The organism is Rahnella inusitata (assembly GCF_003263515.1).
In the GTDB taxonomy this organism is placed as follows: Bacteria; Pseudomonadota; Gammaproteobacteria; order Enterobacterales; family Enterobacteriaceae; genus Rahnella; species Rahnella inusitata.
This window is the reverse complement of sequence record NZ_JYDE01000018.1, coordinates 1-20,678: the sequence shown is the minus strand read 5'-3', so window position 1 is coordinate 20,678 and position 20,678 is coordinate 1. Positions and strand designations below refer to the sequence as shown.

At 52.7% G+C, this 20,678-nt stretch carries 17 protein-coding genes and 1 pseudogene; 9 read left to right on the top strand and 9 right to left on the bottom strand.

What is annotated here, in order from left to right; all coding sequences use genetic code 11:
* Positions 1-6 precede the first annotated feature (6 nt).
* Together panC and panD are read left to right on the top strand one after the other, a co-directional pair.
* A complete protein-coding gene (gene panC / locus TU92_RS11855; protein ID WP_112167428.1) occupies positions 7-861 on the top strand; it encodes a pantoate--beta-alanine ligase in 855 nt (284 codons plus the stop codon).
* 104 nt (positions 862-965) lie between these two features.
* Entirely contained in the window at positions 966-1,346 is a 381-nt protein-coding gene (panD, locus tag TU92_RS11850; RefSeq protein ID WP_112167433.1) for an aspartate 1-decarboxylase, read from the top strand.
* Between the two features lie 37 nt (positions 1,347-1,383).
* On the opposite strand, the gene TU92_RS11845 is transcribed toward panD, so the two are convergent.
* Positions 1,384-2,154, bottom strand: coding sequence for an ABC transporter permease (locus TU92_RS11845; RefSeq protein ID WP_112167427.1), 771 nt, complete (start codon positions 2,152-2,154; stop codon positions 1,384-1,386).
* Positions 2,154-3,077: an ABC transporter ATP-binding protein gene (locus TU92_RS11840; protein ID WP_112167426.1), complete on the bottom strand. Its 924-nt coding sequence runs from the start codon at positions 3,075-3,077 to the stop codon at positions 2,154-2,156. The genes TU92_RS11845 and TU92_RS11840 overlap by 1 nt, the downstream gene beginning before the upstream one ends.
* A gap of 133 nt (positions 3,078-3,210) precedes the next feature.
* On the opposite strand from TU92_RS11840, the gene can reads away from it, so the two are divergent.
* Positions 3,211-3,867: a carbonate dehydratase gene (can, locus tag TU92_RS11835; RefSeq protein WP_112167425.1), complete on the top strand. Its 657-nt coding sequence runs from the start codon at positions 3,211-3,213 to the stop codon at positions 3,865-3,867.
* Positions 3,868-4,015: 148 nt separating this feature from the next.
* Here the strand turns inward: can and TU92_RS11830 are convergent.
* Positions 4,016-4,216: pseudogene (locus tag TU92_RS11830) on the bottom strand (tyrosine-type recombinase/integrase); the annotation flags it as partial.
* 782 nt (positions 4,217-4,998) lie between these two features.
* On the opposite strand from TU92_RS11830, the gene TU92_RS11825 reads away from it, so the two are divergent.
* Positions 4,999-7,143, top strand: coding sequence for an autotransporter family protein (locus TU92_RS11825; RefSeq protein ID WP_167457478.1), 2,145 nt, complete (start codon positions 4,999-5,001; stop codon positions 7,141-7,143).
* Positions 7,144-7,308: 165 nt separating this feature from the next.
* On the opposite strand, the gene hpt is transcribed toward TU92_RS11825, so the two are convergent.
* Positions 7,309-7,845, bottom strand: coding sequence for a hypoxanthine phosphoribosyltransferase (gene hpt, locus TU92_RS11820; protein WP_112167423.1), 537 nt, complete (start codon positions 7,843-7,845; stop codon positions 7,309-7,311).
* A gap of 129 nt (positions 7,846-7,974) precedes the next feature.
* The gene (cueO, locus tag TU92_RS11815) at positions 7,975-9,579 is read right to left on the bottom strand and encodes a multicopper oxidase CueO (RefSeq protein ID WP_112167422.1); all 1,605 of its coding nucleotides are present in this window, start codon (positions 9,577-9,579) and stop codon (positions 7,975-7,977) included.
* 193 nt (positions 9,580-9,772) lie between these two features.
* Between cueO and TU92_RS11810 the strand changes: the two genes are divergently transcribed.
* From TU92_RS11810 to yddG, 5 genes are all read left to right on the top strand, one after another.
* Positions 9,773-10,120 carry a YacC family pilotin-like protein gene (locus TU92_RS11810; RefSeq protein WP_056777109.1) on the top strand — a complete coding sequence of 116 codons (348 nt, stop codon included), beginning with the start codon at positions 9,773-9,775 and terminating at the stop codon, positions 10,118-10,120.
* Between the two features lie 189 nt (positions 10,121-10,309).
* The gene (gene speE / locus TU92_RS11805; protein WP_112167421.1) at positions 10,310-11,185 is read left to right on the top strand and encodes a polyamine aminopropyltransferase; all 876 of its coding nucleotides are present in this window, start codon (positions 10,310-10,312) and stop codon (positions 11,183-11,185) included.
* A gap of 28 nt (positions 11,186-11,213) precedes the next feature.
* Positions 11,214-12,008, top strand: a complete 795-nt coding sequence (gene speD, locus TU92_RS11800) for an adenosylmethionine decarboxylase (protein WP_112167420.1) — start codon at positions 11,214-11,216, stop codon at positions 12,006-12,008.
* Between the two features lie 447 nt (positions 12,009-12,455).
* Positions 12,456-13,325, top strand: a complete 870-nt coding sequence (locus TU92_RS11795; RefSeq protein WP_244207758.1) for a hypothetical protein — start codon at positions 12,456-12,458, stop codon at positions 13,323-13,325.
* 101 nt (positions 13,326-13,426) lie between these two features.
* Positions 13,427-14,305 carry an aromatic amino acid DMT transporter YddG gene (gene yddG, locus TU92_RS11790; protein ID WP_112167418.1) on the top strand — a complete coding sequence of 293 codons (879 nt, stop codon included), beginning with the start codon at positions 13,427-13,429 and terminating at the stop codon, positions 14,303-14,305.
* Positions 14,306-14,309: 4 nt separating this feature from the next.
* Here yddG and yacL read toward each other — a convergent pair whose 3' ends face one another.
* The 4 genes from yacL to aceF all read right to left on the bottom strand — a co-directional run.
* Positions 14,310-14,675, bottom strand: a complete 366-nt coding sequence (yacL, locus tag TU92_RS11785) for a protein YacL (protein WP_112167417.1) — start codon at positions 14,673-14,675, stop codon at positions 14,310-14,312.
* A 75-nt stretch (positions 14,676-14,750) separates the two neighbouring features.
* Positions 14,751-17,348 (bottom strand): bifunctional aconitate hydratase 2/2-methylisocitrate dehydratase, encoded by a 2,598-nt coding sequence (acnB, locus tag TU92_RS11780; RefSeq protein WP_112167416.1) that lies wholly within the window; start codon positions 17,346-17,348, stop codon positions 14,751-14,753.
* A gap of 619 nt (positions 17,349-17,967) precedes the next feature.
* Entirely contained in the window at positions 17,968-19,392 is a 1,425-nt protein-coding gene (lpdA, locus tag TU92_RS11775) for a dihydrolipoyl dehydrogenase (RefSeq protein ID WP_167457477.1), read from the bottom strand.
* 212 nt (positions 19,393-19,604) lie between these two features.
* On the bottom strand, positions 19,605-20,678 hold a 1,074-nt coding region (gene aceF / locus TU92_RS11770), incomplete at its 5' end, for a dihydrolipoyllysine-residue acetyltransferase (protein ID WP_112167414.1).

Genomic DNA, 20,678 nt, shown 5'->3' with positions numbered 1-20,678 from the left:
ATATCCGTGTTGATAATCGACAGCGTGGCGCTGCTGCGTCGCGAAATTCGTTATTTCCGCCAGAGCAATAAACGTATCGCGCTGGTGCCGACCATGGGCAACCTGCACGAAGGGCACATGACGCTGGTAGATGAAGCCAAAGCGCGCGGCGACGTCGTGGTGGTCAGTATTTTCGTCAACCCGATGCAGTTTGAACGCCCGGACGATCTTGAGCGTTATCCGCGCACCTTGCAGGAAGACTGCGAGAAGCTGAATAAGCGCGGCGTCGATCTGGTCTTCGCACCGTCGCCAGCAGAAGTGTATCCGAAGGGCCTGAACACGCAGACGCAGGTCGATGTGCCGGTGATTTCCACCATTTTGGAAGGCGCGAGCCGTCCGGGGCATTTTCGCGGCGTCTCGACCATCGTCAGCAAGCTTTTTAATCTGGTACAGCCGCAGGTGGCCTGTTTTGGCCAGAAAGACTTCCAGCAACTGGCGCTGCTGCGCACCATGGTGGAAGACATGGGTTACGATATCGAGATTGTCGGCGTGCCGACTGTGCGCGCAAAAGACGGTTTGGCGCTGAGCTCACGCAACGGTTACCTGACCAGCGACGAGCGCAAAACGGCGCCGCAGCTTTATAAAATCATGAACGCGCTGGCAGATCGTCTCAGCCAGGGCGAACGCCACATCGATGAGATGTTGCAGGAAACCGCGCAACAGTTGCGCGAGGCGGGCTTTATCCCGGATGAGCTGTTTGTCCGTGACGCCAAAACCTTGCAGAACTTGTCGGTAGACAGCACGTCGGCGGTGATCCTGATGGCTGCGTGGCTCGGCAAAGCGCGTCTGATTGATAATCAACAGGTTGATCTGACGCAGTAGACAGCGCGGGTCAAATGGGCAAAGATGTTGGCCGGCCGGGATTCAGATTTTTATTATCCGGCCCGGCAGGTTCTCAGACTTTTTACGTCAGTAAGGTAGAAGCAATGATTCGCACTATGCTGCAAGGCAAACTGCACCGGGTTCACGTGACTCAGGCAGATTTGCACTATGAAGGTTCCTGCGCCATCGATCAGGATTTTCTCGACGCGTCAGGCATTCTGGAATACGAAGCGATTGATATTTATAACGTTGATAACGGTCAGCGTTTCTCAACTTACGCCATCGCCGCTGAACGCGGTTCGCGTATTATTTCGGTCAATGGTGCGGCAGCACGCTGTGCCTGCGTCGGCGATTTGCTCATCATCTGCTCTTATGTGCAGATGTCCGATGCAGACGCCCGTCAGCACCAGCCGAAAGTGGCCTATTTTGAGGGCGAAAACCAGCTGAAACGCACCGCGAAAGCCGTGCCGGTTCAGGTGGCGTAATTAAATTCCTGCCCCTGCAAAGGGGCAGGAGCAAAAATCAACTTCTTAAACCGCGCCCGCGTTCAATCAAATACCACGCCAGCAGATAAAACACTGCGATAAACGCCACCAGCACGCTCATGGTAAACACCAGCGGCACATCGGAAATCCCCAGAAAACCGTAGCGGAAGCCACTGATCATATACACGATCGGGTTCAGCTTGGAGACGGCCTGCCAGATCGGCGGCAGCAGCGACAGTGAATAGAACACGCCGCCCAGATAGGTCAGCGGAGTCAGCACAAAAGTCGGGATCAGGCTGATGTCATCGAACGTGGTCGCAAAAACCGCATTCAGCAAGCCGCCCAGCGAGAACAGGATCGCGGTCAGCAGCAGCGTCAGCGCGATAACCCACCAGGAATGGATCACCAGCGGCACAAAGAACAGCGAAATCGCGGTGACCAAAATCCCCACGCAGATCCCGCGCGCCACGCCACCGCCGACATAACCGGCGATCACGACGTGCGTTGGCACGGGGGCGACCAGCAGCTCTTCAATGTTGCGCTGGAACTTGGCGCTGAAAAATGACGACGCCACATTAGCGTAGGAGTTGGTGATCACCGCCATCATGATCAGACCCGGTACGATAAATTGCATGTAAGTGAAGCCATGCATACTGCCGATCTGCGAGCCGATCAGATTACCAAAGATGATAAAATACAGCGTCATGGTGATCACCGGCGGAACCAGCGTCTGGATCCAGATACGCCCAAACCGGTTAATCTCTTTCAGCCAGATACTTTTCAGAGCCACCCAATACAGTTGCGACATTATTTCTTTTCCTCGCTGCCGTTCACCAGCGTGACAAACAGCTCTTCCAGACGGTTCGCTTTGTTACGCATACTCAATACCTGCACGCCCTGCTTGCTCAGCTGGCTGAACAGGGAGTTCAGCCCCTGCTCACGCATCACTTCCACTTCCAGCGTCGAGGTGTCTGTCAGCTGGCTGCGGTAACCTTCAAGCACCGGCAGTGGACTTTTCACCCCTAAATCCAGAATGAAGGTTTCGGATTTCAGCTTCGACAGCAGCTCTTTCATGCTGGTGTTTTCCACCAGCTGGCCGCCCTGAATGATGCCGATGTTACGGCACAGCATTTCGGCTTCTTCCAGATAGTGCGTGGTCAGAATGATGGTCGTGCCCTGCGCGTTCAGCTCTTTGAGGAAGCCCCACATGGAGCGGCGCAGTTCGATATCCACACCGGCCGTCGGTTCGTCGAGGATCAGCAGTTTTGGCTCATGCATCAGCGCACGGGCGATCATCAGACGACGCTTCATCCCGCCGGAGAGCATACGTGAACGCTCGTTGCGTTTGCCCCACAGGTCGAGCTGCGTCAGGTATTTCTCTGCGCGTTGCAGCGCCAGCGGACGCGGTACGCCGTAATATCCCGCCTGATTAACCACGACCTGCATCACCGTTTCAAACGGGTTGAAGTTAAATTCCTGCGGCACCAGACCGAGCTGACGTTTGGCGTTGACGATGTCTTTATCAATGTCATACCCAAACACCTGCACCTTGCCCGCCGTTTTGTTGACCAGCGAGCTGATGATGCCAATGGTCGTGGATTTCCCCGCGCCGTTTGGCCCGAGCAGTGCATAGAAATCACCGGCTTCGACGCGCAGATCGATACCACGCAAAGCCTGCACACCACCGGCGTAAGTTTTGGTTAACTTTTCCAGTTCCAATGCATAATTCATAAAGGGACATACCTTGTTGTCAAAATCTTGTAGTAGGAGTGAGTCAAAATGAGATGTCGAATCAGTTTTAAAATGCGGTGCATTGCCCTATATTACTCCATCGCTGTTGGCACGTTACAGGCTATTAACCTCAATGAATGATATAGAAAAGCTCATCAGTAATAACGCCAACTGGTCCAAGACCATGATCGACGAAGATCCTGGTTTCTTCGAACGACTTTCCCAATCTCAAAAACCGCGCTTCCTGTGGATCGGCTGCTCTGACAGTCGCGTTCCTGCGGAACAGCTGACGGGTCTTGAGCCCGGCGAACTCTTCGTTCACCGTAACGTCGCCAATCTGGTGATTCACACCGACCTGAACTGCCTGTCTGTGGTGCAATATGCTATCGACGTGCTGGAAGTGGAACACGTGATTATTTGCGGTCACTACGGTTGTGGCGGTGTTCAGGCAGCGGTTGAGAACCCGGAGCTGGGGCTGATTAATAACTGGCTGTTGCATATCCGTGACATCTGGTACAAACACAGTTCACTGCTGGGCGAGCTTTCCCCGAACCAGCGTCTCGATAAACTGTGTGAATTGAATGTGGTTGAGCAGGTTTATAACCTCGGTCACTCCACTGTCATGCAATCAGCCTGGAAACGTGGCCAGAAAGTCACGCTGCACGGCTGGGTTTACGGCATTCAGGACGGACGCCTGCGCAACCTCGAAGTTGACGCCACCAGCCGCGAAACCCTTGAACAGCGTTACCGTCTGGGTGTCTCCGCCTTGCTCAACGGTAATCCGAAGTAACAAGCCGCACCACTCTACAGAAATTCAAAAAAGAAAAGGCACAAAAATGTGCCTTTTTTATCATTTATTTTTCCTGCACTTACAACGCGATCACTATAAATCAATGAGTTATATGCGGTGTAAGCAGCTACAAACCCTATAAAGATGCTCAGGTATGGACAATATGTGGACACTCGAGCCCCGCTTTTCCCCTCAGTGGATTGAAAGAAATTGCGTCCTGCAGGAAGTCCGGAGCGAAGTGAGCATAGACCATTGTCTGGTTAATATTCGCGTGTCCGAGAATTCTTTGCAGGGTGATTATGTTCCCGCCGTTCATCATGAAATGTGTGGCAAATGTATTGTAAGTAGCCCCCTCAGTTGGAAGATGTAGAGAGTGACCGAAACCTTTAATCTCAATTGAACCTTCGCGTCCATTCACATCTACAGATTGCGATCATGATGAACGTGAGATGAAAGAAAGACAGGATAATTCAGTTTAGACTGGCACTTTTTTCAGGGAGGAGATCATTCCCACATGATTTCCGCGTGAATAATCAATAGGGCATTTGGCTGGCGATTACCGTTTACTCGCCTAATATATTATCTAATGAGCATTGCTCATAGGGCGGTTCTACCCCCTTTTTGTTCGTTATATTTAATGCTTAATTTTTCTGGGGAAGGATAAATATTTGAAAAAAAATGAAGTTTTTTCTCTTAAGTGGGATCGCTGGCAGCTGTGGGTTATTTAACACTGTGAATGCTCTGGCAGCCTGTACTCCCGCAACAGGGAATAACGTGAGCATAATCTGTGATGGAATAATTAATACGCCGCAATCCTTCACTGATGCTAGTGGTATCACAGCGACGATTACTCCTCGTACGCAAATTGCTATTACTGCGCAGGATACGCCTGCTTTTTATTTCGATACCCCATTCAGCCGCCTTCAAAATCAGGGCAATATTACAACAGACGCTATCACCAGTGATGGTGTGGCTTTAGAGAGCCTCAGTGACTTCACTTTAATCAACGACGCCTCTATAGGCACTTCGGGCAGCAATTCCAACGCCGTCCATTTGTCTGGTGTTTTTGATAGCACCATTACCAACAATGGACGGTTAAGTACAACGGGGAACGTCAGTTCAGGGATCCTGTTGGACGCAAACATCGGCAATAACACCTTAAATAACAATGGAGTTATTACCACTACCGGTGCTCAGTCCCATGGTATCTGGGTAACCGGAGAGAGTCGGAACATCGCAATCAACAATAGCGGAAGTATCACAGCAAGCGGTCCGAGCAGTTCCGGTATCTTCGTTGATACGGCCACAACGACGGCTGAAGATGTCGCGGTGGTAAACAGCTCGTCAGGTGTTATCTATTCTGAGACTGACGATGGTATTAACTTTAGCCGTGATTCAACCGGTACCATTGATAACGCAGGGATAATTGAAGCGGCAGACAGCGGTATTTCTTTGCAGGATAACGCGCAAGTTTCACGCATTATCAATGACGGGATTATTGCTGCCGGGCGCGGAGGGATTACCCTTGACGATACCAGCGGAACCAATTTACTCCTTAACCGCGGTGTTATTGGTTCAATCGAAGGGGATGCGATCCGTGTCAGTGAGACCAGCACCGTTACTAACGGTATTAATAACGAAGGCATTATTATTGGCAGAGTAGATGCTCCAACAACGAATATGAGCAACAGTGGTCTGTTTGATTTGCTGAATAATAATTCCCCTTCGCGCGTCGCCAATTATAGCCAGTCTTCAGATGCCTTCTTAGCGCTGCAGGCTGAGAATGCCACTAATTATGGGCAATTACAGGTTGGCGGAACGGCATCGCTGGCGGGGAATACCATTGTGGTGACCAATGGCAGCCTGGACTTTAGCAATGGCGATCTGTTGAGTGATGTGATCACCTCCTCGAATATTGTCGGCACTCCGACATCGGTGATTGATGACTCTCTGCGCTTCCAGTTTGTGCAGGAGGTGACACCTACAAGTTACTCATTACGCATCGTGGATACAGGACTTACCAGCGTACAAACGGCGGTCACCACGCAAACCGCCTCACCGACGGCTTCCCGTATCGGTGGCGCAATCGACCAGATTATAGCCAAAAATAGTTCCGCTGGCGCAGGTGCAAGTCCGGGTACTCTTCCCGGCGCAAACCCGGACACCGGCGGCAACGGTAACAATGTTGCTACCGGAAGTAGCGATTCAAGCTATTGCTCTGGTGCGTTAGGGGCGACGGTCTGCGCCATCACCTCCTCATCCAATGCACAACAGGTTTACCGTAACGTGGTGCAGTTAGGGCCATTGATGAACGGTATGCTGCCTTATGCCGAGTTAAATAATGCGCGTGCCTTTGGCAATATTGTGGACTCTCGTCAGGATTCGGTGCGTGAGTTGGGTCGCTACGATGAGTTCAACCCCGAGAAGTACTTATGGATCAGACCGGTAGGTCGCTGGGATAACCAGGAACAACGTGACGGGCTGGATGGCTATAAATCTGATACCCGTGGTATCGCCATTGGTGCCGATGTGCCGGTATTTGAACAGGCTCGCGTGGGTGTGGCAGTGGGCACCAGTCGTACCGATGTGCAGGATACTTCTGACGATTTCCGCCATGATGCGCAGATTGAAAGCTGGAATACCCTGCTTTATGGCAGCTTTGATTTCACTCCCGCCACATCCCTGACCTGGAAAGCGGGCTACGGCCACGACAAAGTTGAGGGTAATCGTTACCTGAACATCCTCAACCCGTCGTCCTCTGACCTCGCTTTTGGCGGCGTGGCACGTTCCAGCTATGACAGCCGTAACCTGCAGGCGGGCCTCGGCTTACAGAGCATCTTCAATCTGACGGACAATTTGACTCTGACGCCGATGGTGGGAGGCGACTACTACAGTATCAAGGACAAAGGCTACACCGAGAAAAATGCCAGCGATCTGGGTCTGGATGTGGAGGGACAGACGCTTGAAGCGATGATTGTTTCCACCAAAGCCAAGCTGGGTTTACAGGTGTCTGAGTTTGTGAATGTGCATGCGACTGCTGGTGTGGGGTATGACACCATCAATGACCGTAGCGCCAACCGAATCGCATTTACCGGCAGCCCTGACACCCCGCTCACCTACCAGAGCATGGAACAAAGCCCGTGGATTGGGATGGCGGGCGTAGGCGTGAGCGCTAAGTTCACTGACCAACTGGACGGCACCGTTCAGTACGATGCAGAGCAACGCTCCAGCTTCTTCAGCCAAAGCATTGCCGTTAAGGTGCGTTACGCTTTCTGATAACAAGATGCACTAAACAAAAAGCCCCGAGAACGGGGCTTTTTTTGTCGATGTGATCAATGCGTGGACATTGCATGAATAAATAATTTTAATTCATGGAGTTAACATCGTTTTCCAAGGCAAAACAAAAGTGCCTTTTATAGTGCCTGTTTGTTACTGGCGAGATTACTCCTCCAGCATCACCACTTTGCCGACATACGGCAGATGGCGATAGCGCTGGGCGTAATCGATGCCGTAACCGACGACGAATTCGTCAGGGATGGCGAAACCGACGTATTCCACTTTCACTTCTACTTCGCGACGCTCGGGCTTATCCAACAGCGTACAGATCGCCAGTGATTTAGGGCCGCGCAGTTGCAGGAGTTCACGCACTTTGCTCAGCGTGTTGCCGGAGTCGATGATGTCTTCGACGATCAGCACGTCTTTACCGCGAATGTCTTCGTCGAGGTCTTTCAGGATTTTAACGTCGCGGGTGGTGGACATGCCGTTGCCGTAGCTGGAGGCAGTCATAAAGTCGACTTCGTGCGGCACATCAACGGCGCGGCACAGGTCTGCCATAAACATGAAGGAACCGCGCAGCAGCCCAACCAGCACCATTTCGCTGCCGCTGTCGCGGTAGTGCTCGGTGATTTCACGGCCTAACTCGGCAATTCGGGTTTTGACTTCCTGCTCGGAAATCATGACGTCTACGCGATGTTTCATATAAAGACTAACCACCTGATTTAAGAATATTTATCGCCGTTTTTAGGTAAAACGGCGACCTTGAAGCGGAAAGGATTATAACAAATAACGCGGCGAGGGGTAATGCAGCGTGCCGGGGCAATGCGGATTTTACGCAGACACCGTAAACCCGAGCATCATGCCGGTGTCTTCGTGCTCGAGTAAATGACAGTGCGCCATGTACGCGTGCTGCTGATCGGCCAGATGATTAAAACGTACCAGGACTTCGCTGCGGGCACCTTCGACGCGCACAATATCTTTCCAGCCCTGACGGTGCGGCGCGACCGGCTGACCATTTTCAGAAAGAATACGGAACTGCGTACCGTGGATATGGAACGGGTGCAGCATCATGTCGCCTTCGCCCGAAATCGTCCATTTCTCGTACTGCCCTTGTTTGACATCGAACGCTGGCACATTCATATCGTAGGCTTTGCCGTTGATTTTATTGCCCTGCATGAAATCGTATTTGCCGGAAGATTTGCTCATGTCCATACCGGCCATACTGCCGTGAGCGTCGTGATCTGACCCGGCCATCCCCGGCATCGCGGCCATCTCGCCGCCGCCGTGATCCATACTCATTCCTGCCATTGCGCTGTGACCATATTTCGCCATCAGCGCGGCCATGCCTTGCTGATCGAGCTGCGGATCCATCATCAGTTGCAGCCAGCGGGTCGGCAGGTTATCGGCAGACACCAGCTCAGGTAATTTAATCAGCGAATCCGGCAATGTACCGCCACTTTGCGTCAGCGTCGGCTGGATGCGCAGTACCGGCAGCGGCTTGTCGAACGGCGCCAGCGTCATGCCCATCTGCTTCACCGGCAGCGTCAACAGATCAAACGCTTTGCCATCGTTGCATTCGATCATCACTTCAAACCTTTCGCCCGTCAGCATCGGCAGCTCAGTCACCTTCACAGGCTCGGCCAGAAAACCGCCGTCGCTGGCGATAACGTACATCGGGCGGCGATCGCTGGTGGCGAGATGCAGCGCGCGCGCGTTGCAGCCGTTGAGCAGGCGCAGGCGCAGCCAGCCGCGTGAGATGCCGTGCTGCGGATAAACCGCTCCGTTGGTCAGCATATGTTGCCCGAACCAGCCGACGGCGGCGGTCATCACATCCATCTGGTAGTCGATTTGCCCGGCGTCGTTGAGGCGTTTATCCTGCAAAATCACCGGAATATCATCCACGCCCCAGCGTTTAGGAAGCTGGAGCATATCGCTGGCTTCATCCTCGATAAGCACCATACCGGCCAGCCCCATCGCAACCTGATAACCGCTGGTCTGATGCGGATGCGGGTGGAACCAGCAAGTCGATGCAGGTTGATCCAGCTGAAAACTCAGACTACGGCTCTGGCCAGGGGCGATCAATCCTTGCGGACCGCCGTCGATGTCACCGGGGATTTCCAGCCCGTGCCAGTGAACGGTGCTCGGAACGCTCAGGCGGTTGTTGACCGTCACGTTGACAGCTTTACCACGGCGGATGCGCAGCGCCGGGCCGAGAAGATGGCCATTCACGCCCCATGTCTCAGTCGTGACGCCCGGTAAGAACTGACTCTGGCCGCGCTGTAACGTCAGCGTGATGGCGCTGCGGGCATCGGGTTCCAGTAACGCGGGGATCGGCAGTGCCGGGCGGCTGTCAGCCAGCGCGAAGCGGCTCCAGCCGGGAAGCGTGCTGGCGGCGCCCACCAGGGTCGTCCACTTTACGAAATCGCGACGGTTCATGTTCAGTCCTTATGATCGGAAAATAGCCATAATCGTGCCCCAGCCTAAACCCTGCCCCAGGGGGAAGGTCAAGTGACTGGCACGGCAGAAAAAATTTGGTGCCCCTTTGTGCTAATATGTTAACGTCATTTTAATTTCGTTTGAGCCGAGTCTTTCTCATTTTCTTTCTATCTAAAAGAACAAGAACACGCCCATGAAAAGAACAACACTGTGTTTGCTGTTGCTGTCACTGCTTGGCTTCTCCTCCGCCAGCCAGGCGCTGAGTGAGTCTGAAGCGGAAGATCTGGCGGATCTGACCGCTGTTTTCGTCTTTCTCAAAAATAACTGCGGCTACGAACAGTTGCCGAATACCCAGATAAAACGGGCGATCGTCTTCTTCGCTCAGCAAAACCGCTGGGATCTGAGCAATTACAACAGCTTCAATATGCAGGCGATGGGTGAAGACAGCTATCGCGATCTGAGCGGTATCGCTGTGCCGAAGCCGACCAAATGTAAATCGCTGGCGCGGGATTCACTGAGCCTGCTGGCCTACACCAACTGATTTCTGCCTTGCGCTCCGTCATTCTGATGCCGGAGCCTGTTCATTTCTCCGCTTTCCTCCCGGCTTTCCCTGACTGAACTACACTGGACTCACATTGCCCTGCTTGAAATCCCACCGTGCAAGCACCGGCAGAGTTAGCTATCATGTGCGCCCATTTTTATGGCTGCGAAGGCTCAGGAGAAGTATCAGATGTCCAGGAACCCGTCATCCAAAGAATTATGGTTCGAGACGCTGCACGCCAATTTTGGCCAGTACTTTAGCGTCGAAAAAGAAATATACCGCGAGAAAACCGATCATCAGGATCTGGTCATTTTCGAGAACGCCGCGCTCGGCCGCGTGATGGCGCTCGACGGCGTGGTGCAAACGACCGAACGTGATGAATTTATCTATCACGAAATGCTGACCCACGTGCCTCTGCTCTCGCATGGCAATGCCAAAAAAGTGTTGATCATCGGCGGCGGCGACGGCGGAATGCTGCGCGAAGTGTGCCGCCACAAAGGTGTGGAAGCGATCACTATGGTCGAAATCGATGCGGGCGTGGTGGCATTTTGCCGCCAGTATCTGCCGAACCACAGCGCGGGTGCCTATGACGATCCCCGTTTCAATCTGGTTATCGACGACGGCGTGAACTTCGTCAATCAGACCACTGATACTTTCGATGTGATCATCTCCGACTGTACCGATCCGATCGGTCCCGGAGAAAGTCTGTTCACCTCGGCGTTCTACGAAGGCTGTGCCCGCTGTCTGAAGCCGGGCGGCATATTTGTGGCGCAAAACGGCGTCTGCTTCCTCCAGCAGGATGAAGCGGTCAACAGCCACACCAAACTGAGCCACTATTTCAGTGATGTCAGTTTCTATCAGGCCGCGATCCCGACCTATTACGGCGGCATCATGACCTTTGCCTGGGCGACAAACAGCCCGGAATATCGCCAGATTGACAGCCAGACCTTGCAGGCGCGTTTCGACGACGCAGGCATCACTTGCCGTTATTACAATCCGGCTATTCATCACGGCAGCTTTGCCCTGCCACAGTATTTACTGAATGCCCTGTCAGCTGCGCGCTGATACTGCATCCATGAGGGGGTGAACTAAATTGCAAAAACTGAAACTGCATGGCTTCAACAACCTGACCAAAAGCCTGAGTTTTTGTATCTACGATATCTGCTACGCCAAAACCGCAGACGATCGTGATGGCTACATTGCCTACATTGACAAAGAATATAACGCCAACCGGTTAACCGAGATCCTCACCGAAACCTGTTCGATCATCGGTGCAAATGTCCTTAACGTTGCGCGTCAGGATTACGAACCACAGGGCGCCAGCGTCACGATTTTAGTGAGCGAAGAGCCGGTCGATCCACGCGACGTGGACACCACCGAACATCCCGGCCCGCTGCCGAACTCCGTGGTCGCGCACCTGGATAAAAGCCACATCTGCGTGCACACCTATCCGGAAAGCCATCCCGAAGGCGGCCTGTGCACCTTCCGCGCGGATATTGAAGTCTCAACCTGCGGCGTGATTTCTCCGCTGAAAGCGTTGAACTATCTCATCCATCAGCTTGAATCTGACATCGTCACCATTGATTACCGCGTCCGCGGTTTCACCCGCGACGTCAACGGCGTGAAGCATTACATCGACCACTCTATTAACTCGATCCAAAATTTCATGTCTCAGGACATGAAAGCGTTGTACGACATGATGGACGTCAACGTGTATCAGGAAAATATCTTCCATACCAAGATGTTGCTGAAAGAATTCGATCTTAAGCATTATCTGTTCAATGCCAAACCGGAAGAGCTGAGCGCGCAGGAACGTAAAGAGATCACGGACTTGCTGTACAAAGAAATGCAGGAAATCTATTACGGTCGCAATCTGCCTGCGGTGTGATACCCGCAAACCCGTGGCAGAAATAACAAACCAAGGCCTGACATTCGCAAAAATGTCAGGCCTTTTCTTTATTTGAATAACAGAGAAATAATGATCAGGCTTTAAAACTCGATTAGCATTACTTAAGTAAAATAACCACGCAGGTTTAAATACCGGCTACACTCCTTAAGACAAATTAATATAAAATCATTCATCAAACTCTATTTTAAGTCAAATTATCAGATGAATGATCTCTCCGTTAAGCCAAATTATTAATACAACACGCATCCTTTAAATCAAATTATATTCCTATATGTTCATTAATTTGAGTTAGAGAAGATCAAAAGATCGCTATTTTCTGAAAAACAGATAAATCCCTTTATCTCTGCCCCTCCAGCCTTTAGCATCGCCCCATTGCTTACTAAGCAACCAGCTCCATCCACCTGCAAGTAGAAATAAAAAATGACAATGAGTAAATTAAAGACCGTATCCAGCCTGCTGGTCGCGAGTTCTTTATTGGTTTCCGGGGTTTCCCGGGCCGGGGAAAGTTTGTTAGGCAGCAATACTGAAGGGATGCGGCACTATGTGAGTTATGGTGCTGAATATTATAAGTGGGACGAATCCGTCGATAATATGGACGGTAAATATGTTGCTGAACATGGCCCGCGCCTGCGCGTTAATTTTGGATCCAATAATTATCTCGATCTCCAGAATGGCTTATTAAAAGCCTGGGACATGAGCGTGATGTTTGGGATCGTCAATTATAAAGGCAGCACGCTTGACGATCAGGCCAATGTGGCCAACGGAACGCTGAAAGGCAAAACTTACTACACCGGTTACAGTGCCGATTTGACACGCGGCTACCGTTATCGCGCGTCAGACAGCGTCTCTTTCGATATGAAAGGTGCGCTGGGCGGGCAAGTGTGGTTGCGTAACATCCGCTCCGACGATGTCTACATCGCGTCGGAAAACCGCACGCGGGATTACACGGCGCTGGAAGTGTCGTTGCAGCCGTATGCTAAAGCCTCATTGGGCGCGAACTGGCAGATGACCGCCGATTCACGGCTGAGTGTGGAAGGCGGTGCGCTGTATCCGATCAAAACCTGGACGCACAGCAATCAGGGTGATGTCTGGCTGGAGCCAAAATCGAAGCTCTCGCCGTTCACCAGCCTGACGTGGAACATCAACAAAGATGTGTTCGTCAAAGCCAGCTATGTGCACCAGAAATACGGTAAATCAGATGAGAAACAGGGTGATCTGAACGGACGTAACGTGGGCTATTACCAGCCTGCGACCACCACCTCAACACTGGGTCTGGAAGTCGGTTTCTATTTCTGATGACTCTTCTGAAAGTCTCTCTCAAGATGATTGTTGCGGTTTCTTCCACCGCAACAATCGCTTATCTTTAAGGCCTCCTTTCTCAGAGGCATACCCTTTAAATGGATCGTTTTGCTACGCTCTTTGGCGTCGTCGCCATTTTACTGTGGAGCATGAGCGTCGCGCTCACCCGCAGCCTGTCTGAATCTCTCGGCCCGTTCGGCGCTGCCGCCTCTATTTATACCGTCAGTGGGATCATGGTCTGGATGGCGGGCGGAAAACCCTCATTGCGTGGCGAATCCGCGGCTTACCTGATTATCTGCGGCATGTTGTTCATCTTCTATATGGTCGCGTTTTCACTGGCGATCGGTCTGGCACATAGCCGCCAGCAAACGCTGGAACTGGGGCTTATCAACTATCTGTGGCCTAGCCTGACGCTGTTATTTGCCGTGCCGTTGCTGAAGTTACGGGTACGCTGGTGGATCTGGCCGGGCGCGGTGCTGGCGTTTGCCGGCGTAATGTGGGCGATAAGCGGCGGTCACGGGCTGAATGTGCAACAGTTGCTGCGCAACGTACAGGGCAATCCGGTGGCCTACGGTCTGGCACTGGGTGCTGCGGTGTCGTGGGCGCTGTATTCCAATCTGGTGCGGGTCTTGTGCAAAGGCAAAGGCGTGCTGCCGCTGTTCCTGCTGGCGACCGGCGTGGTGCTGTGGGTGCTTTACTTCACGTATTCATCCAACCGTATCAGTCTGACGTTACCGGCGATCCTCGAACTGCTGGCGATGGGCGCAGTGACGGCTGTCTCCTATCAGTGCTGGGATCTGGCGATGAAAAAAGGCAATGCCACGCTGGTAGCGGCGCTGTCGTATTTCACGCCACTGTCATCGATCTTGATCGCCGGATTGTGGCTGCAAACGCTGCCGGGTGCCAGTTTCTGGCCGGGCGTGCTGATGGTGGTCGGCGGTTCTCTGTTGTGCTGGACCGCCGCGCGGGGAAAATGACCGCTTAGCGGTAGGTGTTGATAAAGGAACGGTACTTTTCGAGGACTTGCAAAAAGTCCTCGACGCCGCAAAACGCCAGACTTTCTTCGTCGTAATAGCTCATGCCTTCTTCAATCTCATCACCGTCGAAATCCAGCTGATTAGTGCGAACCATCACTTCATCGTCGGCTAACAGCAGCGTGTATTCGTGTCCGACGATCTGTGTGTCGCGCTCGCTGCCTTTAAGTTCCGCAATCGCCGCTTCGACTTTATCCAGCACGCTCAGATCGCCCTTTACTTCCTCATTCAGCCAGTGACCAATCACTTCGTGGCCCATCGAGAACCGCACTTTGACCTCTCCGGTGATGTCGCGCAAAAAGTCGTAGTCCATGATTCAGTCCTCTGGAAAATGAAAATAAAAAAGGGAGCCGAGGCTCCCTTTCAACACTGGCGCAAATATAACGATTTAGACTGCGGTTTGGAAGATCACGCCGTCAGCTTTGTCGGTATATTCACTCAGTTTGTCGAAGTTCAGATAGCGGTAAGTATCCACCGCGGTCTTATCCACTTCCGCCATATAGCCCAGATACTCTTCCGGCGTTGGCAAACGACCCAGCAGGGACGCGATCGCCGCCAGCTCCGCAGAGGCCAGATAGACGTTAGCGCCATTACCCAGACGGTTCGGGAAGTTACGGGTTGACGTGGATACCACGGTAGAACCGTCGGCCACGCGCGCCTGGTTACCCATGCACAGTGAACAGCCAGGAATTTCAACACGTGCACCGCTCTTACCAAAGACGCTGTAATAGCCCTCTTCCGTCAGCTGCGCCGCATCCATTTTAGTCGGTGGCGCAACCCACAAACGCGTTGGCAACGCGCCTTTGTGGCTGTCCAGCAGCTTGCCAGCCGCGCGGAAGTGACCGATGTTGGTCATGCACGAACCGATGAACACTTCGTCGATCTTGCTGTTCTGAACGGAAGACAGCAGGCGTGCATCGTCCGGATCGTTTGGCGCACAAAGAATCGGCTCTTTGATCTCGGCCAGATCGATTTCGATCACCGCTGCGTACTCGGCATCTGCGTCCGCTTCCAGCAGCGTTGGATTTGCCAGCCACTCTTCCATCCCTTTGATGCGGCGTTCGATGGTACGACGATCGCCGTAACCTTCGGAAATCATCCACTTCAGCAGCACGATGTTAGAGCTCAGGTATTCTTTGATCGGTGCCTGATCGAGTTTGATCGTACAACCTGCCGCTGAACGTTCTGCGGACGCATCCGCCAGTTCAAATGCCTGTTCTACTTTCAGCTCTGGTAAGCCTTCGATTTCCAGAATACGGCCGGAGAAGAGGTTTTTCTTACCCTTTTTCTCAACGGTCAGATGACCTTCTTTAATCGCGTAATAAGGGATCGCATGCACCAGATCACGCAGGGTGATCCCCGGCTGCATTTTGCCTTTGAAACGCACCAGAACGGATTCCGGCATATCGAGAGGCATCACGCCGGTTGCTGCAGCAAATGCCACCAGACCAGAACCCGCAGGGAAGGAAATTCCGATTGGGAAACGGGTATGGGAGTCACCGCCTGTACCGACGGTATCAGGCAGCAGCATACGGTTCAGCCATGAGTGGATGATACCGTCACCAGGGCGCAGCGAAACGCCGCCGCGGTTCATGATAAAATCTGGCAGCGTGTGGTGGGTGGTCACGTCAACCGGCTTTGGATAAGCCGCGGTATGACAGAATGACTGCATCACCAGATCCGCAGAGAAGCCCAGACAGGCCAGGTCTTTCAGTTCGTCACGGGTCATAGGACCGGTGGTGTCCTGAGAACCTACGGACGTCATTTTCGGTTCGCAATATTCATTTGGACGAACACCGGCAACGCCACAGGCGCGGCCAACCATTTTCTGTGCCAGCGAGAAGCCTTTATTGCTGGCAGCGACAGGTTTGGCAATGCGGAATACCTCGCTCTGAGGCAGCTTCAGTGATTCACGGGCTTTTGTGGTTAAACCACGTCCAATGATCAACGGAATACGGCCACCGGCGCGGACTTCGTCCAGCAGCACGTCGGTTTTCAGTTCGAACGTCGCAATGACTGCGCCAGTCTCGTGGTTACGCACTTCGCCAAGATACGGGAAGATGTCGATCACATCGCCCATATTCAGATCAGACACATCCACTTCGATCGGCAGCGCACCGGCATCTTCCATGGTGTTGAAGAAGATTGGCGCGATTTTTCCGCCCAGAACCACACCACCACCGCGTTTGTTTGGCACGTGCGGAATATCGTCGCCCATGTACCACAATACGGAGTTGGTGGCTGATTTACGCGAAGATCCGGTACCGACCACGTCACCGACATAGGCCAGCGGGAAGCCTTTTTTGTTCAGTTCTTCGATCTGTTTAATCGGCCCGATAGTGCCCGGTGCGTCAGGTACAATGCCTTCGCGTTCGTTTTTCAGCATCGCCAATGCGTGCAATGGAATATCTGGACGGGACCAGGCATCCGGTGCAGGTGACAGATCGTCAGTGTTGGTTTCGCCGGTGACTTTGAACACGGTCACGGTGATTTTTTCTGCCAGTTTCGGACGTGACAGATACCATTCGGCATCAGCCCACGACTGAAGAATTTTTTTTGCGTGCTCGTTGCCTGCGTGCGCTTTCTCTTCGACATCATAGAAGTTATCGAACATCAGCAGCGTATGAGACAGCGCTTTCGCGGCGATAGGCGCCAGCGTTTCGCTATCCAGCGCATCGATCAGCGGATGAATATTGTAGCCGCCCTGCATGGTGCCCAGCAGTTCGACAGCTTTTTCAGGGGTGACCAACGGGGAGGTGGTTTCGCCTTTGGCGACGGCAGCCAGGAATCCGGCTTTAACATAGGCGGCTTCGTCGACGCCCGGTGGAACACGGTTAATCAGCAGGTCTAACAGAGTATCTTCTTCGCCTTGTGGCGGATTTTTCAGGGACTCAACCAACGCTGCCATCTGTGAAGCATCAAGTGGCTTAGGGACGATGCCCTCTGCAGCACGCTCGGCTACGTGCTTACGGTATTCTTCTAGCACGACTTTCTCCTCGCTCTCATTGTCATTTATTATGCCTGGCTTCCATCATCAGACCTGCGTCAAACCTGTAGGGACAGGGGATTTAAAACTGCCTGATGAGTGGGGACACTGCGGGTATGCTGATAATATTGTCGCTCAGCAGTACATCCTGAACCTGAGCACAGTGGCCCTTTGCGCTGGGGCAGCATAGCAGGATTTTACCTGCTTGTTAATTCGTTCACATAAAAGCAACATTAAATCTTTGCTGAATCGTTGAGCACAGACGGATCGACTGTCCATCTCCATTCGTCCTCTAGATCATCACAACCCCCTAATTGGTACAAGGGAATAAATGGCTTAAAAGGTCTTTTGTACTGCCATTCAGCCACCACCAGGTGCTTGTTTCACCGTTGTTTTCCCGATGAAATTCCGGTGCTCGTGTTCGTTACAGGAATCACGCAATGAAAAGGACGTCACTTTGTATCCTGCTCATTGTACGGGGAAATGTGTTGGATACGGACAAAGGCGGGTGGTCAATTTCACACGTTAATGTTCATATCAACGCACTTTCTGCGGGGTAACTTTCAGACAAAAAAAAGCGGCCCCTCTCGGCGCCGCTTCTTAAACCTTTAAACCAGAATTATTTCTTCTTGGCTTTCGGGTTAGGCAGGTCAGTGATGCTGCCTTCGTAGATTTCTGCTGCCAGACCCACTGACTCGTGCAGAGTCGGGTGAGCATGGATGGTCAGCGCGATATCTTCTGCATCACAACCCATTTCGATGGCAAGGCCGATCTCGCCCAGCAGCTCGCCGCCGTTGGTACCGACAATTGCACCACCGATAACACGGTGAGTTTCTTTGTCGAAGATCAGTTTGGTCATGCCGTCTGCACAATCGGAAGCGATAGCACGGCCTGAAGCTGCCCACGGGAAGGTGGCGGTTTCGTAGCTGATGCCTTTTTCTTTCGCTTCTTTCTCGGTCAGGCCAACCCAGGCAACTTCTGGCTCAGTGTAGGCGATCGATGGAATCACTTTCGGATCGAAGTAATGTTTCTTGCCGGAGATAACTTCGGCAGCCACATGGCCTTCATGTACACCTTTGTGTGCCAGCATTGGCTGGCCGACGATGTCGCCGATAGCAAAGATGTGAGGCACGTTGGTACGCATTTGTTTGTCGACGTGGATGAAGCCACGATCGTCAACTTCGATGCCCGCCGCGCCCGCTTCCAGCAGTTTGCCATTTGGCACACGGCCAATCGCGACCAGCACCGCGTCATAACGCTGTGGTTCTGCAGGGGCTTTCTTGCCTTCCATCGTGACATAGATGCCGTCTTCTTTGGCTTCTACCGCTGTCACTTTGGTTTCCAGCATCAGGTTGAATTGCTTGCTGATTTTCTTGGTAAAGACTTTCACCACGTCTTTATCAGCGGCAGGGATCACCTGATCAAACATTTCTACCACGTCGATCTGTGAACCCAGCGCGTGGTAAACGGTGCCCATTTCCAGACCGATGATGCCACCGCCCATCACGAGCAGACGCTCAGGGACGGTTTTCAGTTCCAGTGCGTCAGTGGAATCCCACACGCGTGGATCATCATGAGGAATGAATGGCAGTTTGATTGGACGGGAACCCGCCGCAATGATCGCATTGTCGAAAGTGATGGTGGTTGGACCATTTTCGCCTTCAACAACCAGAGTATTCGCGCCAGTAAATTTGCCCAAGCCGTTCACGACTTTGACTTTACGGCCTTTCGCCATGCCTGCCAGACCACCGGTCAGCTGGTTGATGACTTTTTCTTTCCAGACGCGCACTTTGTCGATATCAGTTTTCGGCTCGCCGAAAACGATGCCGTGCTCGGCCAGGGCTTTTGCTTCAGAGATCACTTTCGCGACGTGCAGCAGAGCTTTTGAAGGGATACAACCTACGTTCAGGCACACGCCGCCGAGAGTGGCATAACGCTCAACCAGAACAGTTTCAAGACCTAAATCAGCGCAACGGAAAGCAGCAGAGTAACCTGCAGGGCCCGCCCCAAGTACGACGACCTGAGTTTTAATTTCAGTACTCATCATGACCTCTTAATTTATGTCCGGCGGGTCTGACGTCATTTTTATGTCGCAACGCCCATCATCCACCGGGTCGTTCTATCCGCCCGCAGTTTACAAAATTGTTAACAAATTTGAAACAACAAACGGCATACGATTCGTGTTTAGCGCAGGATAATCCCAAACAACATGATGAGATTATCAGAAAAAAGCCGGCCGTTTGGCCGGCTTTTCACTTACATCACCAGACGGCGAATGTCTGACAGTACGTTGTTGATGATGGTGATAAAGCGCGCACCATCGGCACCGTCAATTACACGGTGGTCGAAGGAGAGCGACATTGGCATCATCAGACGCGGTACGAACTCTTTACCGTTCCAGACAGGCTCCATCGCGGACTTGGAAACACCGAGGATAGCCACTTCCGGCGCATTGACGATTGGCGCAAAGTGGGTCGTCCCGATACCGCCAAGGCTGGAGATAGTGAAGCAACCGCCCTGCATTTCGCCGGCAGTCAGCTTACCATCACGCGCTTTCTTGGAGATCGCCATCAGTTCACGGGACAGCTCAGCGATGCCTTTCTTGTTCACGTCTTTGAAGACCGGAACAACCAGACCGTTAGGCGTGTCTACCGCAACACCGACGTTGATGTATTTTTTCAGCGTCAGTTTTTGACCATCTTCGGACAGAGAACTGTTGAAGCGTGGCATCTGCTCAAGCGCAGCCGCAACCGCTTTCATGATGAACACCACAGGGGTGAACTTCACGTCCAGCTTGCGTTTAGCCGCTTCATCATTCTGCTGTTTACGGAACGCTTCCAGCTCAGTGATATCCGTTTTGTCGAAGTGCGTAACGTGCGGGATCATTACCCAGTTACGGCTCAGGTTGGCGCCAGAGATTTTCTGGATGCGGCCCAATTCCACTTCTTCAATTTCACCAAACTTGCTGAAGTCGACTTTCGGCCAAGGCAGCATGCCCGGAATACCACCGCCAGTGGCAGCAGCCGGAGCGGCTTCAGCGCGTTTGACCGCGTCCTTCACGTAAGTCTGAACGTCTTCGCGCAGGATACGACCCTTACGGCCCGTCCCTTTCACTTTCGCCAGGTTAACGCCGAATTCACGAGCCAGACGACGGATAACCGGCGTGGCGTGAACGTAAGCGTCGTTCTCAGCGAAGTCGCCTTTGCTGGCGGCCGGAGCAGCCGGTGCGGCAGCTTTCTGTTCTTGTTTCGCAGGGGCTGCAGCTTCTTCTTTCTTCGCCGCCGGAGCAGCAGGTGCAGCGCCTTCTACTTCGAAGACCATGATCAGAGA

What these genes read in the sequence shown, in the direction of transcription:
- panD (WP_112167433.1), top strand. Translation starts at nt 966, where the DNA reads ATGATTCGCACTATGCTGCAAGGCAAACTGCACCGGGTTCACGTGACT.
- TU92_RS11845 (WP_112167427.1), bottom strand. Translation starts at nt 2,154, where the DNA reads ATGTCGCAACTGTATTGGGTGGCTCTGAAAAGTATCTGGCTGAAAGAG.
- TU92_RS11840 (WP_112167426.1), bottom strand. Translation starts at nt 3,077, where the DNA reads ATGAATTATGCATTGGAACTGGAAAAGTTAACCAAAACTTACGCCGGT.
- can (WP_112167425.1), top strand. Translation starts at nt 3,211, where the DNA reads ATGAATGATATAGAAAAGCTCATCAGTAATAACGCCAACTGGTCCAAG.
- hpt (WP_112167423.1), bottom strand. Translation starts at nt 7,845, where the DNA reads ATGAAACATCGCGTAGACGTCATGATTTCCGAGCAGGAAGTCAAAACC.
- cueO (WP_112167422.1), bottom strand. Translation starts at nt 9,579, where the DNA reads ATGAACCGTCGCGATTTCGTAAAGTGGACGACCCTGGTGGGCGCCGCC.
- TU92_RS11810 (WP_056777109.1), top strand. Translation starts at nt 9,773, where the DNA reads ATGAAAAGAACAACACTGTGTTTGCTGTTGCTGTCACTGCTTGGCTTC.
- speE (WP_112167421.1), top strand. Translation starts at nt 10,310, where the DNA reads ATGTCCAGGAACCCGTCATCCAAAGAATTATGGTTCGAGACGCTGCAC.
- TU92_RS11795 (WP_244207758.1), top strand. Translation starts at nt 12,456, where the DNA reads ATGAGTAAATTAAAGACCGTATCCAGCCTGCTGGTCGCGAGTTCTTTA.
- yddG (WP_112167418.1), top strand. Translation starts at nt 13,427, where the DNA reads ATGGATCGTTTTGCTACGCTCTTTGGCGTCGTCGCCATTTTACTGTGG.
- yacL (WP_112167417.1), bottom strand. Translation starts at nt 14,675, where the DNA reads ATGGACTACGACTTTTTGCGCGACATCACCGGAGAGGTCAAAGTGCGG.
- lpdA (WP_167457477.1), bottom strand. Translation starts at nt 19,392, where the DNA reads ATGAGTACTGAAATTAAAACTCAGGTCGTCGTACTTGGGGCGGGCCCT.